General features: G+C 52.5%; 14 protein-coding genes. 11 read left to right on the top strand and 3 right to left on the bottom strand.

The annotated features are described in order from the left end of the window. Positions 1–59 precede the first annotated feature (59 nt). Positions 60–1,580 (top strand): glycoside hydrolase family 43 protein, encoded by a 1,521-nt coding sequence (locus tag F1379_RS02655; protein ID WP_150266652.1) that lies wholly within the window; start codon positions 60–62, stop codon positions 1,578–1,580. Between the two features lie 244 nt (positions 1,581–1,824). Here F1379_RS02655 and F1379_RS02650 read toward each other — a convergent pair whose 3' ends face one another. Then, positions 1,825–2,376, bottom strand: a complete 552-nt coding sequence (locus F1379_RS02650) for a TetR/AcrR family transcriptional regulator (protein WP_150266059.1) — start codon at positions 2,374–2,376, stop codon at positions 1,825–1,827. A gap of 177 nt (positions 2,377–2,553) precedes the next feature. Here F1379_RS02650 and F1379_RS02645 point away from each other — a divergent pair, with 177 nt between their 5' ends. From F1379_RS02645 to F1379_RS02605, 9 genes are all read left to right on the top strand, one after another. Continuing rightward, positions 2,554–3,603: an NAD(P)-dependent alcohol dehydrogenase gene (locus tag F1379_RS02645; protein WP_150266057.1), complete on the top strand. Its 1,050-nt coding sequence runs from the start codon at positions 2,554–2,556 to the stop codon at positions 3,601–3,603. A gap of 260 nt (positions 3,604–3,863) precedes the next feature. Continuing rightward, positions 3,864–5,567: an alpha,alpha-phosphotrehalase gene (gene treC / locus F1379_RS02640; RefSeq protein ID WP_420850470.1), complete on the top strand. Its 1,704-nt coding sequence runs from the start codon at positions 3,864–3,866 to the stop codon at positions 5,565–5,567. A 502-nt stretch (positions 5,568–6,069) separates the two neighbouring features. Beyond that, positions 6,070–8,073, top strand: coding sequence for a PTS system trehalose-specific EIIBC component (treP, locus tag F1379_RS02635; RefSeq protein WP_150266055.1), 2,004 nt, complete (start codon positions 6,070–6,072; stop codon positions 8,071–8,073). 145 nt (positions 8,074–8,218) lie between these two features. Further along, positions 8,219–8,938, top strand: a complete 720-nt coding sequence (gene treR / locus F1379_RS02630) for a trehalose operon repressor (RefSeq protein ID WP_150266053.1) — start codon at positions 8,219–8,221, stop codon at positions 8,936–8,938. A 260-nt stretch (positions 8,939–9,198) separates the two neighbouring features. Next, positions 9,199–9,864 (top strand): amino acid ABC transporter permease, encoded by a 666-nt coding sequence (locus tag F1379_RS02625; protein ID WP_150266051.1) that lies wholly within the window; start codon positions 9,199–9,201, stop codon positions 9,862–9,864. After that, entirely contained in the window at positions 9,845–10,522 is a 678-nt protein-coding gene (locus F1379_RS02620; protein ID WP_150266049.1) for an amino acid ABC transporter permease, read from the top strand. The genes F1379_RS02625 and F1379_RS02620 overlap by 20 nt, the downstream gene beginning before the upstream one ends. 20 nt (positions 10,523–10,542) lie before the next feature. Further along, positions 10,543–11,298 (top strand): amino acid ABC transporter ATP-binding protein, encoded by a 756-nt coding sequence (locus tag F1379_RS02615; protein ID WP_150266648.1) that lies wholly within the window; start codon positions 10,543–10,545, stop codon positions 11,296–11,298. Between the two features lie 18 nt (positions 11,299–11,316). After that, positions 11,317–12,195, top strand: coding sequence for a cysteine ABC transporter substrate-binding protein (locus F1379_RS02610; protein ID WP_150266047.1), 879 nt, complete (start codon positions 11,317–11,319; stop codon positions 12,193–12,195). Positions 12,196–12,223: 28 nt separating this feature from the next. Further along, the gene (locus F1379_RS02605) at positions 12,224–12,712 is read left to right on the top strand and encodes a GNAT family N-acetyltransferase (RefSeq protein WP_239004524.1); all 489 of its coding nucleotides are present in this window, start codon (positions 12,224–12,226) and stop codon (positions 12,710–12,712) included. A gap of 78 nt (positions 12,713–12,790) precedes the next feature. On the opposite strand, the gene F1379_RS02600 is transcribed toward F1379_RS02605, so the two are convergent. After that, on the bottom strand, positions 12,791–13,651 hold the full coding sequence (locus tag F1379_RS02600) for an SDR family oxidoreductase (protein ID WP_150266045.1): 861 nt from the start codon (positions 13,649–13,651) through the stop codon (positions 12,791–12,793). A 128-nt stretch (positions 13,652–13,779) separates the two neighbouring features. Between F1379_RS02600 and F1379_RS02595 the strand changes: the two genes are divergently transcribed. Further along, positions 13,780–14,157 (top strand): winged helix-turn-helix transcriptional regulator, encoded by a 378-nt coding sequence (locus F1379_RS02595; RefSeq protein ID WP_150266043.1) that lies wholly within the window; start codon positions 13,780–13,782, stop codon positions 14,155–14,157. A 200-nt stretch (positions 14,158–14,357) separates the two neighbouring features. Here the strand turns inward: F1379_RS02595 and F1379_RS02590 are convergent, their stop codons facing one another. Then, entirely contained in the window at positions 14,358–14,774 is a 417-nt protein-coding gene (locus F1379_RS02590) for a VOC family protein (protein ID WP_150266041.1), read from the bottom strand. Between the last annotated feature and the right edge of the window lie 21 nt (positions 14,775–14,795).

Here is a 14,795-nt window from a genome sequence, read left to right as displayed (position 1 = left end):
CACTATAATACTAAATGAATGAAACCATAAAGAGGAGTTGTAGCGTTTTGGCTGTCCACATGCTCGTGAATTATTGCAATCCCATTATCAGCGGATTTCATCCCGATCCCAGCATCTGCCGGGTTGGAGATGACTATTATCTCGTCACCAGCTCGTTTGAATATTTTCCCGGAGTGCCGCTCTTCCACAGCAAGGATCTGGTGAACTGGCAGCAGATCGGCCACGTCCTGACGCGGACTTCGCAGCTGAACCTGCGTAAGGCGGGAAGCTCTGGCGGGATTTATGCGCCGACGATCCGGCATCATGACGGATTATTCTACATGACGACCACCAATGTGTCGGGCGGCGGGAATTTCTATGTCTATACGGATGATCCTTGGGGCGAATGGTCCGATCCGGTCTATGTCGATCAGCCGGGCATTGATCCCGATCTGTTCTTCGACGAAGACGGGACGGTCTATTATACGACCTCCAATGACACCATCGGCCAGGGGGCTTATCAGAGCAGGATTGATGTGCAGACAGGCGAGCGCCTGTCGGACATCTCCCTCGTATGGAAGGGCAGCGGCGGCCAGTTCCCTGAGGCTCCCCATCTCTACCGGATCGGGGAATGGTATTACCTGATGATCTCCGAAGGCGGCACCGAATACGGCCATATGGTAACCGTGGCGCGCAGCAGAAGGCCGGATGGGCCGTATGAGGGCTGCCCGCATAATCCGATCCTCTCGCACAGAAGCCTGCTGAAGCCGGTCCATGCCACGGGGCATGCTGATTTGGTCCAGGCGGCGGACGGCAGCTGGTGGGCGGTATTCCTGGGAATCCGGCCGGTCGGCTATCCGATGCATCATCACCTGGGCCGGGAGACCTTCATCGCGCCGGTCAGCTGGACGGAAGAGGGCTGGCCGGTGATCGGCGACCATGGAACGGTTGGCGAGGCCATGCCGGCAGGCCGCCTTCCGCTGCAGCCGCAGCCGGAGCTTCCGGTGCGGGATGATTTTGACAATCCTGTACTGGCCCCTTGCTGGACCTTCCTGCGTACGCCGGATCACGAGAATTGGTCACTTACGGACAAGAGCGGCAGCCTGACGCTTTACGGTTCTCCGGTCACCCTGAATGAAGCGGACACTCCGGCCTTTATCGGCCGTAGACAGCAGCATTTCGCAGGCCGCTTCGCGGCACAGCTGAGCTTCGTACCGCAGCAGAACGGGGAAGAAGCCGGGCTCACCGTATTTATGAACGAACGCTTCCATTACGAAATCGCTGTAACGCGTACGGCAGGCGAGCGCAAGCTGATCTTCCGCCGGAAGCTGGGTACGCTGTGGAAGATTGAGAATGAGATGCCGTGGTTCTCGGACACCGTCGTGCTGACGGTTACTGCGGACAAGTCCCACTATGTCTTTGGGTTCGCGGAAGAGGGCAAGGAGCAGGTGGTGTTCGGCAAGGGAGAATGCGGGCTGCTGTCCACCGAGGTGGCGGGCGGGTTCACGGGTGTGTTCATTGCGATGTATGCCACCGGGAACGGAGTGCATGCGCTCGCTCCGGCACATTTCGACTGGTTCGATTATGAAGCTTATGAATAGAACGGGAAGGTGATGTGTTCCTGCAGGACTACTTCCCGATTGTTTACAGCTGCCGGCTCGCAGCACATCCGATGTCTCCAAGCAAATTATCGAGCCGACCCGGCAGATCCAGCATGCTTATTTCCGGGATAAGGCTCCCGAAACCCTGGAGCGGATCGATTCACGGGTGGATCAGCTGGAATTGTTTTGAGCCATGCTGAAGCGCCCTGTTGATCACCTCACCGCCACCGAACCGGGCTCCCCCCTATAGACTCCGCTCCAGCAAAGCCCCGACCTGCTTGGCCATGACCTCCGGCGGGTAGGGCATGCCGCTTACGATCCACCATTCAATTAATCCGACATAAGCGGTACCGGCATACTGCAGGATAACATCATCGCTGAGGTTGCTGTTCTTGCCGCTCTCTCTGTCGATCTCTCTTTCGAAGCCCTTGATGACATGGGCCAGAAGCCGGGTCCGGAAATAGGACGGGCCGGAGCCTTTGCTGGTCAGCATGGTGGAGAAGAACAGGTGATTTTGCCGGAAATATTCAAAATAAGGGATAAACGCATCGGTCCAGTCTTCATCGCAGGCCCACTCATCCATTTCGGCAAGCTCATTAATTTGTGAATCAATCAGCTTGTCGAGCAGGTCATATTTGTCCTGATAATGCAAATATATCGTCCCCCGGTTCAAATTGGCCCGGTCGGCGATGTCCTGAATTGTAATTTGGTCAAAATCCTTCTCACTCATCAGCTCAATTACGGCATTCTTCAAGGCGAGCTGTGTCTTCTGAATCCGCCGGTCCACTTTTGGCATTGCTGCTGCCTCCTAATCTTCGAAATAATCAACAATATAAGATCATGTGTTGAGATATGAACAAAACAGCTGTTTTTAACCATTGAATGACGATGGCCTACCTCTATAATAATAGATGAAAGTTGGATAAACAAATAATGTTGTTTATATCTCAAATACATGGCAGGAGGTACCACGATGATTACTGTAAATGCACGGGCTACGTTCAGCCCGGAAGGTCCGTTCAAGCTGACCGCCATTGAGCGGAGGGAGCTTCAGCCCCATGATATCCTGATTGAAATCAAATATGCCGGGATTTGCCACTCTGACATTCATACCGCCCGCGGCGAGTGGGGGCCGGTAAGCTATCCGCTCGTTCCGGGTCATGAGATCGCCGGCATTGTTGCCCAGGTTGGCCCGGAAGTTAGCAAATATGCTGTAGGCGACCGTGTCGGGGTAGGCTGTATGGTCGACTCCTGCGGAGAATGTGCCCATTGCCATCAGGGAGAAGAGCAGTATTGCCTGAATGGAATGACGGGGACTTACGGAGCGATTGACAGATACGGCCAGTATACGCAAGGAGGCTACTCTACCCATATCGTCGTAACGGAGGACTTCGTGGTACGGATTCCGGATGCTATTGGATTGGATGCAGCTGCGCCGCTGCTCTGTGCCGGGATTACGACGTATTCGCCGCTGCGCCATTGGGGCGCTGGACCCGGCAAGAAGATTGCTGTGGTTGGACTCGGCGGCCTGGGGCATCTGGCTGTCAAGCTGGCTCATGCGATGGGAGCCGAGGTTACGGTTCTGTCCCAATCGCTCAAGAAGAAGGAAGACGGCCTGCAGCTTGGCGCCGATTATTATTATGCCACGAGCGATCCGGAGACCTTTAAGCAATTGGCCGGCTCCTTCGACCTGATTGTGAATACCGTGAGTGCCTCGGTGGATATCAACGCCTACCTGTCATTGCTTGCCCTGGACGGTACGATGGTTAATGTCGGGGCGCCGGCGGAACCGCTGCCGGTGCATGCCATGTCGCTGATCGGCCACCGCCGCTCGTTCGCCGGATCGATGATCGGCGGCATCCGGGAGACGCAGGAGATGCTGGATTTCTGCGCCGAGCATGGTATTGTCCCTGAGATCGAGACGATCCGTGCGAGCCAGATTGATGAAGCCTGGGAACGGGTGCTGGCTTCGGATGTGCGGTACCGTTTTGTGATCGACATCAGCACGATGGAGCAGGAATAACAACCGGATACAGATTAAGCTATACGGAGCGCGCCATACTTGGCGCGCTTCTTTTGGTGACACTATCTTTATCTTTCTCGCACAAACGGTTACGACCGTCCTGTTTAGGGCGGCGTAGCCGTTTCTGCTTGTGGAAAAAACAGCAAACTTCCATCTTCTTGACAACCTGTATATACAGGTTTAAACTTTGTGAAGTGTTTGATCTTGTATATACAAGTTTAATGGTTGAAATAAAACCATTTTCGATGGAGGTGTTCGCATTGAGTCAGACCCGGCATTCGGAGTGGTGGCGCCGGTCCACCGTGTATCAGGTGTATCCAAAGAGCTTCAAGGACACGACGGGCAGCGGAACAGGGGATATTAAAGGGCTTACAGCGAAGCTGGATTATCTGCAGAGTCTTGGCATTGATATTGTCTGGCTGCAGCCGGTATATGTTTCGCCACAGCATGATAACGGTTACGACGTGGCCGATTATGAGGCAATCAATCCCGATTTTGGCACGATGGAGGATTTCGACGAGCTGGTGGAGGAGCTGCACCGGCGGGGGATGAAGCTGATGACGGATATCGTGGTCAATCATACGTCGGTTGAACATGAGTGGTTCAAGCAGTCCAGCTCCGGCAAAGACAATCCTTACCGCGATTATTATATCTGGAAGGACCCGGCTCCAGGCGGCGGCTATCCCAACAACTGGCAGTCGAAGTTCGGCGGTCCGGCCTGGCAGTTCGACGAGGCCTCGGGACAATATTTTCTGACACTGTACGACAAGACTCAGGCCGATCTCAATTGGGAGAATGAAAAAGTACGCCGTGCGGTTATCGATATGATGCTGTTCTGGGCACGCAAAGGCGTGGACGGGTTCCGGATGGATGTCATCAATGTCATCTCCAAGGACCAGCGCTTCCCGGACGATGACGGCAGCGTGGCTCCCGGGGATGGCCGGAAGTTCTATACGGACGGCCCGCGGGTCCATGAATATATCAAAGCGATGTATGACGAGGTGTTCGGACCGTATGAGATGGTAACGGTCGGGGAAATGTCCTCGACGACGCTGGAACATTGTATCCGCTACTCTAATCCCGAAGAGCGGGAGTTCTCCATGACCTTCAACTTCCATCATCTCAAGGTGGATTATCCGAACGGCCAGAAGTGGGAGCTGATGCCTTATGATTTTGAGGCGATGAAGCGGCTGTTCACCCAGTGGCAGACCGGGATGCAGCAAGGCGGAGGCTGGAATGCCTTATTCTTCAACAACCATGATCAGCCGCGCGCCCTCTCGCGGTTCACGGACGACAAGGTATACCGCATCGAGAGCGCCAAGCTGCTGGCGACTACGCTGCACGGCATGCAGGGAACGCCGTATGTGTATCAGGGTGAAGAGATCGGGATGCCGAATCCGGTCTGGAAGGGGATTGAAGAGTTCCGCGATATTGAGTCGCTGAATATGTACCGTATTTTGCAGGAACGGGGTTTGAGTCCGGAGGCAGCCCTGAGCATCCTGCAGGAGCGTTCGCGGGACAATTCACGGACGCCGATGCAGTGGGATGACAGTCCGAATGCCGGATTCACCACGGGGACGCCGTGGATCAAGGTCGATGAGCGGTATCCGGAGATTAATGTGGAGCGGGAGCTGGCCGATCCGGCTTCGATCCTTCACCACTACCGCAAGCTGATCGCGCTGCGCAAGGAGCATTCCATATTCGTTGACGGGATATTCCGGAGACTGGATGAACAGCATCCGCAGGTATTTGCCTATGCCAGAACGGCTGAGGGAAAAGCGCTTGTCGTGGTCTCCAATTTCAGCGGCGAGGAAGTTGCCTTCCGTTTCGCAGATGCGCACTGGGCGGAATTAAGCGCGGGCGGACAGAATCAGCTCCTGATCGGGAACACTGCAGATGCACCGGCATTCTCGAAAGAGCTGCAGCTCCGGCCATATTCCTCTTATATGTGGTTAATTCAATAATAGAGGCCCAGATAACAGGAGGCCAGGCCTCATCTGAAACTAAAATGTTTCATTCATTTTGTTTTTATTTGGATTTAGTTGGATTTTCGCACACTAATCTTGCCGTTTTTAAGGATTCCAGCCATCTAATTGGATAGTTGCTACTTAATTTTGATGTTTTTGGCGCAAAGTTCGATTTCATTCAATATTAAGTGGCGATTATCCAACTATACTCGCGAAAATCTCCAAACCGGTGAATTTAGGTTGCGATTATCCAACTATATCGTGCCGGACAGAACTGGCTGTACCGGGACGGTAAGTCCTGGGGCAGAAATCCGGCTGGATTCTTTGATAAGACCTGTCCTTGAAACAGACATTCCGTATTCATGCACTGCCGCTGACGGGGAAATGAAAGACTAACGCTGAAATACCACTGGTCTGTCGGTATTCAGATGATCAGAGCTGTATAGGACCCATCAGCTATGAGAAGGATCAAACATCTATCAAGCAAGGAGATGAACCTATGGCTATAAACCGCAAAGATGTCGAGGATATTGTCCGGGCAGTCGGAGGCAAGGAGAATATTGAGGTCGCTACGCATTGTGTCACCCGGCTGAGATTCTCGCTCTATGATGAGAGCAAGGTGGACGCCGCCGCTCTGGACCGCAACGAGCTGGTTAAAGGGCAATTCTCGACGCAGGGCCAGTTCCAGATTGTCATCGGCCCCGGAACCGTCGATACCGTATACGACGAAATGATCAAGATCACCGGCGGCTCCCGCTCCTCCAAGGATGAGGTCAAGAATGCGGCAGCCCGCAAACAGAACCCGCTGCAGCGGGCAATCAAGACGCTGGCCGATATCTTCATTCCGATTCTGCCGGCTATCGTAACCGCAGGCTTGCTGCTCGGGATCAATAACATCCTGACCGGCCCCGGGATCTTCTTCGACGAGCAATCGCTCGTACAGGTCTACCCGGCCTGGAGCGATATTGCCGCCATCATTAATACCATAGCCAGCACAGCCTTCACCTTCCTGCCGGCCCTGATCGGCTGGTCTGCTGTGACCCGCTTCGGAGGCAGTCCGCTGCTCGGGATTGTGCTAGGTCTGATCCTGGTTCACCCGGATCTGCTAAGTGCCTACAGCTATGCCAATGCTTCGCTGGAAGGCACCGTTCCGACCTGGGATCTGTTCGGCTGGCATGTGGAGAAGATCGGTTATCAGGGACAGGTATTGCCTGTCCTGGTCTCCGCTTATATTCTGGCTGTCATTGAGAAATTCCTGAACAAGCGGGTGCACGACTCCATTAAACTGCTGGTCGTGGCGCCGGTGACGCTGCTGATTACAGGCTTCCTGGCATTCACCATCATTGGACCGCTGACGTTTGCCATCGGCAATGCGATTACCGACGGTCTGGTCTATGTGTTCGACCATTTCGCGCTCCTTGGCGGCCTGATTTACGGCGGCTTGTATGCCGCTCTGGTCATCACGGGCATGCATCATACGTTCCTGGCGGTCGATGTCCAGCTCATCGGCAGCGAAGGCGGAACCTTCCTCTGGCCGATGCTGGCGCTTTCGAACATCGCCCAGGGTGCTGCGGCACTTGCCATGATCTGGATCGTCCGCGAGCAGAAGACCAAGGGTCTCGCGGTGACTTCCTCGGTATCCGCCTTCCTTGGCGTGACCGAGCCGGCAATCTTCGGGGTCAACATCCGTTACCGATATCCGTTTATCTTCGGGATGATCGGTTCAGCATTGGCCGGTATGCTGCTCACCCTTAACGATGTCCGGGCTTCGTCCATCGGGGTAGGGGGGATTCCCGGCTTCCTGTCGATCTTCCCGAACCAGTGGGGTGTGTTCTTCATCGGGATGGCGATTGTGCTGGTCGTGCCGTTCCTGGCAACGATGCTGTACGGGCGGACGGTCGTGCGCCGTTATGAGAAGCAGGCGGCAGTGGAAGCGGCAACAGCAACAACCAAAGCAGCTGCGACGACTGCAACCTCTGCGCCTGCAGCCAGTGAGCTGAACAGCCGCAGCTCGGTTCAAGCCGCACAGGAGCCGCTGAATATTCTGGAGCTGGCTTCGCCGATTAGCGGCACGGCGGTTCCGCTGGAGCAGGTGCCCGATCCGGCCTTTGCCGAGAAGCAAATGGGCGAGGGGATCGCTATTGAGCCTTCCGAAGGTAAAGTATATGCACCATTCGATGCCACCGTGGCCCATGTCATCAAGAGCAAGCATGCGCTGATTCTGGAGCATGCCAGCGGCGTGCAGGTGCTCATCCATGTCGGAATTAATACCGTGTCGCTGAAGGGCAGCGCCTTTACCGCGCACAAGAATATCGGTGACAAGGTGAAGGCAGGGGAGCTGCTGCTGGAGTTCGATATGGAAGCCATCCGTGCCGCCGGACTGCCTTTGATTACGCCGATCATCATTCCTGCAGGGCAGGATATGGTTGAGAGAATTGAAGAGAAGACCGGACCGGCTGCGGCGAAGCGGACGGGTGTGCTGACGATTCATTTGAAGGGATGAGTATATAATTAACTGCAGAAGGCAGCCTCCGTGGCTGCCTTTCTGTGCAGAATGAAGCGTTTCTTAGTGCTGCATCATCCGCAACCGGGGGGTGACCCGATGCTTTGGGGGGCATGTCATGGTACAATAAGGGCGGTGATTAACTGTGAGAGAGAATATATACTTGCAAATCTATAAGGACTACAGCTCGCAAATCCATTCCGGCCAGCTGCTGCCGGGAGCAAAGCTGCCCTCCGAGAGCGAGCTGGCCGAAGCCTACGGCACTTCACGGGAGACGGTGCGCAAAGCGCTGAACCTGCTCTACCGGGAAGGGTCCATTCACAAAATCAAAGGCAGAGGCTCCTTTGTACTGGACATCACGCGGATGGATTTTCCCGTAACCGGCCTCATCTCCTTTAAGGAAATGGCCGATACGCTGGGGGCTTGCTCACGGACCCTGGTGGAGCAGACTTTGCAGGAGCCGGCAGGAGCCGCGCTGTCCAGGCAGCTGCAGCTTCCCGAGGATGCGCTGATCTGGAAGGTGATCCGGGCCAGAGAAATGGATGGGGAGCGGATCATCCTGGATAAGGATTATTTCCGCTCGGATAAGGTTCCGTTTCTTAGCCGGGAGATCGCGGCGGGTTCCATTTACGAATATCTGGAGACAGAGCTGGGGCTTAAGATCAGCTATGCGAAAAAACTGATTTCCGTCGAGCCTTCCACCGATGAGGATCACCGGCTGCTCGATCTGAAGAATCATACGCATATTGTGGTTGTGCGAAACTATGTGTATCTGGAGGATACAGTGTTGTTCCAGTACACCGAGTCTAGGCACCGGCTGGATAAATTCCAGTTCGTGGATTTCGCCAGACGGGTGCGGCGCTAAGCTGAACGGCCGTTATCCTCGGCAGCGTAGCACGACAGCATCCATATCGTCACAAGAAGCCGGTCTCTCAGGAGGCCGGTTATTTGCTGTGCGGGAAGATGCCGGGTTTAATTCTTAGTTTATTAGTTGGAATAGTGTGAAATTAATCATATCATCCCATGTCAGCTTCAATATAAAATCACCCTAGTAAACCGATCATATTGTTGGTTAATTAGCAGTCATTAATCAGTTTTATTTTTCGAAGACGGAAGGTTGTGCAGATGAATTTAGACTGGGAGTTTATTGTGGAAAGTCTGCCCTTGTACGGAGAGGCCATGTGGCTGACGGTGAGGCTGGCGCTGATTGCCATTGCGCTGTCGCTCGTCCTGGGGCTCGTATTCAGTCTGGTCCTGTTCTATAAGGTTAGAGGGCTAAGCAGCATTATCCTCGCTTATATCGAGTTGTCCAGAAATACGCCGCTGCTGGTGCAGCTGTTCTTCCTGTATTACGGATTGCCGAAGGTGGGCATCCATATGAGTGAATTTACCTGTGCCGTGGTCGGCATGACCTTTCTTGGCGGCAGCTATATGACGGAAGCCTTCCGGAGCGGGATTGAGGCAGTGGGCAGATCGCAGCTTGAATCGGGCCTCAGCATCGGGCTAAGCAAGGTGCAGCTGGCGAGGTATGTGATTTTGCCGCAGGCGCTGGCGATCAGTATTCCTTCGCTGGGGGCGAACGCAATATTCCTGCTGAAGGAGACGTCCATTGTCGGTGCCATTGCCCTGATGGATCTGATGAATGTGGCCAAGGACCTGATCGGCATGCATTACAAGACGGCAGAGTCGCTGCTGCTGCTGGTGCTGGCTTACCTGGTTCTGGTGCTGCCGCTCTCGCTGCTGCTCAGCTGGGTGGAAAGGAAGGTGCGGCATGCCGAATTCGGGAATTGAGGTTCTGTTCGAGGGCTCGAACTTTGAGCGCCTGCTCGGAGGACTGCTGGTTACCATCGAAATATCCTTTGTTTCCATTATTATAGGAACGGTGCTGGGAATCTTCATGGGTCTGCTGCGGACGGTGAATTCCAGGCCATTGCGGCTGGTCCTGCGGCTGTATCTGGAGGCCTTCCGGATTATTCCGATCCTGGTCTGGCTGTACGTGGTACATTTCAGCTTCTCGCCTATGCTGGACATCGACATCAGCGGGGAGACTACGGCCATTCTGGTATTCAGCCTCTGGGGAGCGGCGGAGATCGGCGATATTGTGCGCGGCGCGCTTGAATCCATGCCGAAGCATCAGGTGGAATCGGGGCAGGCCTTGGGCTTAAGCAGCAGGCAGCTGTTCCGGCATATTCTCATTCCGCAGGCGGTGCGGCGGATGCTGCCGGGGGCAATCAATCTGGCTACCCGGATGGTGAAGACGACCTCACTGGTCGTGCTGATCGGCGTCATCGAGGTGGTGAAGATCGGACAGCAAATTATCGAGCTGGGGGTCATCAAAGCGCCGAATGCCTCGTTCTGGGTATACGGATTCATCTTTATTCTTTATTTTCTGGTATGTTATCCGCTATCCCGGCTGTCCCGGAGATTTGAGCGCAAATGGCAAACTTAGCAGAGGAAGGGATTGCAGACATGACGAAGACAGGCGAGCTTTTGCTGGAGGTTCAGGAGGTTCAGAAGTATTTCGGTGACCGGCAGGTGCTGAAGGGGATTGATCTGCAGGTGGAGCGGGGGGAAGTAATCGTTATTCTCGGGCCTTCAGGCTGCGGCAAAAGCACTCTGCTGCGCTGCCTCAACGGCCTTGAGCCGGTGCAGGGCGGACATATTCTGTACCGGGAGCAGGACCTGGCCGGAGCGGAGGTCAACTGGCGCGAGCTGCGTCAGCACATCGGGATGGTGTTCCAGAACTATGAGCTGTTTCCGCATATGACGGTGCTGGAGAATATTCTGCTCGGACCCCTGAAGGTGCAGAAAAGAGAGCGCGCGGAAGCGGTGCAGCAGGCGCAGCAGCTGCTGGAACGGGTTGGACTGCTCGACCGTGCCCAGGATTATCCCCGGCAGCTGTCGGGAGGGCAGAAGCAGCGGATTGCGATTGTACGGGCGCTGTGCATGAATCCGGATATTATTTTATTCGATGAGGTGACGGCTTCGCTTGATCCCGAGATGGTGCGCGAGGTGCTTGATGTCATTCTTGGCCTGGCGAAGCAGGGGATGACGATGATTATCGTGACGCATGAAATGGGGTTTGCGCGATCGGTCGGCGACCGCATCGTCTTCATGGATCAGGGCCAGGTATGTGAGATGGCTCCGCCGGAGCAGTTCTTCACGAATCCCGCGACAGAACGTGCACAGCACTTTCTAAATATATTTGAGTACAATAAACTATAGAAAATGGGGATGAGAGAGATGGGTAAAGGTAAAAAGTTAGTAACGGCTATTCTTGCGGCAAGCATGCTGCTGGTGGGGCTTACTGCCTGCGGTAATTCAGGTAACAACGATGGAACGAACTCGGTATCCTCCAAATTTGACTCGATTGAACAGCTGAAGAAGAACGACAAGATCCGCATCGGGGTGTTTGCCGACAAGCCGCCGTTTGGCTATGTGGATTCCGAAGGCAAGAACCAGGGCTTCGATGTCTATATCGCCAAAAGATTTGCCAAGGACCTGCTGGGCGATGAGTCGAAGGCCGAGTTCGTCCTGGTGGATGCGGCAAGCCGTGTTGCTTATCTGGAGTCCAATAAAGTGGACATCATTATGGCTAACTTTACTGTTACGGATGAGCGGAAGGAGAAGGTGGATTTTGCCAGCCCGTATATGAAGCTGTCCTTCGGGATTGTCTCGCCTGACAGTGCGCCGATCACCTCCATCGACCAGTTGAAGGAGAAGGGCCAGAAGCTGATCGTAGCGAAAGGGACCACGGCCGAGACGTATTTCACCAAAGAATATCCGGAGATTGAATTGCTGAAGTTCGACCAGTACACCGAAATTTTCGCCGCACTCAAGGACGGCCGCGGCGCCGCCATTGCCAATGACAACACTGAGCTGATTGCCTGGGCCAAGTCTAATCCCGGCTTCACGGTAAGCATCCCGGCCTTCGGCGGCCAGGACACCATTGCTCCCGCAGTAGCCAAGGGCAACACCGAGCTGCTGAACTGGCTTAACACCGAGCTTGAGACGCTGGGCAAGGAGCAGTTCATTCATCAGGCCTATAAGGAAACGCTGAATGAGGTCTACGGCGAAGGCTATACCCATGAGCTGGTGGTGGAAGGCGGGAAGGTCGAGTAATAGTTGTTAGAAAATAGAGCTGCCGTATTTGCAGATCATCTGCAAATGCGGCAGCTTTTTTATTGTGAGGCAGAGGCAGGATTCTTTAGCTTTAATTGTTTTTAGAATTACAGGAGAATCGAATGAGACTGATTACCGCCAGGTATGTAATCATTTGTACGAATATAATGTTAAGGCGACAGATGGATTACTCCAAAAGCCGGGTAAAGATATCAATTTATATCTAAAAGATGAATCCGGAAAAGTCGTCGGCGGGTTGTTTTGTGAAACTTGGTTATATGGCCTGTATCTTGATGTCTTTTGGATATCTGAAGAATTCAGAAATAAGGGATATGGAAAAATAATGATCACAGAAGCGGAGAGGCTTGGGAGAGAACTGGGCTGCATATTTGCCGATACCTGTACATTTACATATCAATCGCCTGAATTTTATAAGCGTATGGGCTATGAGGTTTTTGCTGTTAATGATGAATATCCGGAAGATATAAAACAATTTTTCTTAATGAAGAAATTATAGTTAAAATATTTTCTGATTAAAACCTCCCCTTAGAAGCAACCTGGATTTAATAGGTTCTAAAGGGAGGTTTTATTTATCTTATCCTATTAATTGTTGAAGCGCTTCTTGTACACCTGCTGGTTTGCGGCCAAGTAACATTTCCAAATCTGAGTGATTGTTTTCTAATCCGCCTTCGCGAATGCCCTGTTGAATCATGGTTAACATACCAATCATTTCTGCCGGTAAGTTCGCTTGCTCTAGCATGGCACTGTAAGTAGCGTCATCCACATTCATCACTGTAACCTCTTTACCCGTCACTTCGTTTAACGCTGCAACAAAATCAGCCTGGGTTAAGTTTTCTCCACCTAATTCATATACTTTGTAGTCATGACCATCAGCTGCTAAAATGTTTGCAGTTGCTTCAGCCAAATCAGCACCTAGGACCCAACCCACTTTACCCCCGCCAGCAGAAGTTACCCAAGGTGCACCGTTTAAACATTGTTGAATAGTGCCTAATTCGTTCTCTACATACCAGTTGTTGCGCACGAATACATAGGGAATGCCGGATTCTTTTATGATATTTTCACGTACCAGGTGGGGACCTGCCAGAATAAATTGGCTTACGTCAGCACGTGGAGCAGAAGAATACACCAATTGCTTCACACCTGCTTGTTGTGCAGCTTTGACAGCATTGGTTTGTTGCCGTATATAAGATTCCAGATCACCAAAGGTTGAGACGATAAATACTTTATCGACACCGGTAAATGCTTCTATTAAAGAAGCTTGATCTTCAAAATCTGCTTTACGTACTTCGATTCCTTGAGCGGTTAAACTTAATGCTTTTTCAGAGGCGGGGTTTCTGGTCCCTGCGATAATATCCGTAGTTGGTAATTTTTGCGCTAAAAATTCAATAATCTTGCCACCTAAGTGCCCAGTAGCGCCTGAAACGAAAATTTTCATGTTGTTGTTCCTCCAATAATAGCTAGATTTATCATTGCTTAACGCTATAATAAATTATTATAGACATTAATATAAGTACGCACATTTTCATGACATAGTCACAAAAATGTGACCTTGGAGGAAGAGATATGGCCAGACATCAATATGATCAAATAGACGTTTCAGTAGACACAATCGAGAAAATTTGTCCGCTAACCTTAGCTCAAGATGTGATTGCAGGACGTTGGAAGATTATTATTTTATCGCATCTGCATGAGCATGGAGTGATTCGTTTTAACGAATTACTGCGTATGATACCAGGCGTTTCAAAGGGGATTTTAACGCGTCAACTACGCGAACTGGAAGAGGATGAGCTGGTACACCGGGAGGTATATAAAGTGGTTCCCCCGAAAGTAGAGTATTCATTGACTGAGCAAGGTAAACAATTTCAGCCTGTATTAGAGGCTATGCATGTATGGGGGAAAATGATTTTACGAGATAAACTCCAACTGGAAATGCCAGTTTAATACACGCTTCTTTGCATATAATGAACCCTCCGGGGAGATAGTTAAGGGAGGCCGCGATGAAAGAGACCGCATTTGACGAGCATTATTTGCAAGCTTGCAGCCGGAAGAAGAGAGGATATTTGAAACGCGAAGCAGACGCCGGGGAAGATGCCCGGCGTCTTTCTTTTTAAACCCTAGTACGAGCGTGCTTTCCGCTAGCCTTAACCTTGTGCCGCATCCATGTTCATGCAGTTAATGGCCCACAGATGGCCGTCCAGGTCCACGAAGCCCCAATGATACATAGACCCATAATCCTCAGGTTCGGCGTGCAATTTCCCGCCCAGGGAGACCGCGGTATTTACGATTTCATCGACCTTTTCCCGGCTCTCGAAGGCCAAGGCGATCGTCATCTGCGCATACTTGCTCGTATCGACGGATTCTTTCTCCGTGAGCGTATTAAAGAATGCTTGATGGATCAGCATGACCTGCAGGTTGTCGCCGATCACGATGGCTGCCGAGGTCTCGTTCTCGGGGAATTGCGGGCTTAGCCCAAATCCGAGTCGGGTGAAGAACGTTTTCGATTGTTCTACGTTTGTTACAGGCAGGTTGAAGCTTGTGAATGCGGACGTTAATGCCATTTTCAATACACCTCTTCGATT

The sequence above is a fragment of the Paenibacillus tepidiphilus genome (genome assembly GCF_008635795.1).
Taxonomy (GTDB): Bacteria; Bacillota; Bacilli; order Paenibacillales; family Paenibacillaceae; genus Paenibacillus_AQ; species Paenibacillus_AQ tepidiphilus.
This window is presented reverse-complemented; position numbering and strand designations above follow the sequence as displayed.

What these genes read in the sequence shown, in the direction of transcription:
- F1379_RS02615 (WP_150266648.1), top strand. Translation starts at nt 10,543, where the DNA reads ATGACGAAGACAGGCGAGCTTTTGCTGGAGGTTCAGGAGGTTCAGAAG.
- treP (WP_150266055.1), top strand. Translation starts at nt 6,070, where the DNA reads ATGGCTATAAACCGCAAAGATGTCGAGGATATTGTCCGGGCAGTCGGA.
- F1379_RS02625 (WP_150266051.1), top strand. Translation starts at nt 9,199, where the DNA reads ATGAATTTAGACTGGGAGTTTATTGTGGAAAGTCTGCCCTTGTACGGA.
- F1379_RS02600 (WP_150266045.1), bottom strand. Translation starts at nt 13,651, where the DNA reads ATGAAAATTTTCGTTTCAGGCGCTACTGGGCACTTAGGTGGCAAGATT.
- F1379_RS02620 (WP_150266049.1), top strand. Translation starts at nt 9,845, where the DNA reads ATGCCGAATTCGGGAATTGAGGTTCTGTTCGAGGGCTCGAACTTTGAG.
- F1379_RS02650 (WP_150266059.1), bottom strand. Translation starts at nt 2,376, where the DNA reads ATGCCAAAAGTGGACCGGCGGATTCAGAAGACACAGCTCGCCTTGAAG.
- F1379_RS02590 (WP_150266041.1), bottom strand. Translation starts at nt 14,774, where the DNA reads ATGGCATTAACGTCCGCATTCACAAGCTTCAACCTGCCTGTAACAAAC.
- F1379_RS02595 (WP_150266043.1), top strand. Translation starts at nt 13,780, where the DNA reads ATGGCCAGACATCAATATGATCAAATAGACGTTTCAGTAGACACAATC.
- F1379_RS02655 (WP_150266652.1), top strand. Translation starts at nt 60, where the DNA reads ATGCTCGTGAATTATTGCAATCCCATTATCAGCGGATTTCATCCCGAT.
- F1379_RS02610 (WP_150266047.1), top strand. Translation starts at nt 11,317, where the DNA reads ATGGGTAAAGGTAAAAAGTTAGTAACGGCTATTCTTGCGGCAAGCATG.
- F1379_RS02645 (WP_150266057.1), top strand. Translation starts at nt 2,554, where the DNA reads ATGATTACTGTAAATGCACGGGCTACGTTCAGCCCGGAAGGTCCGTTC.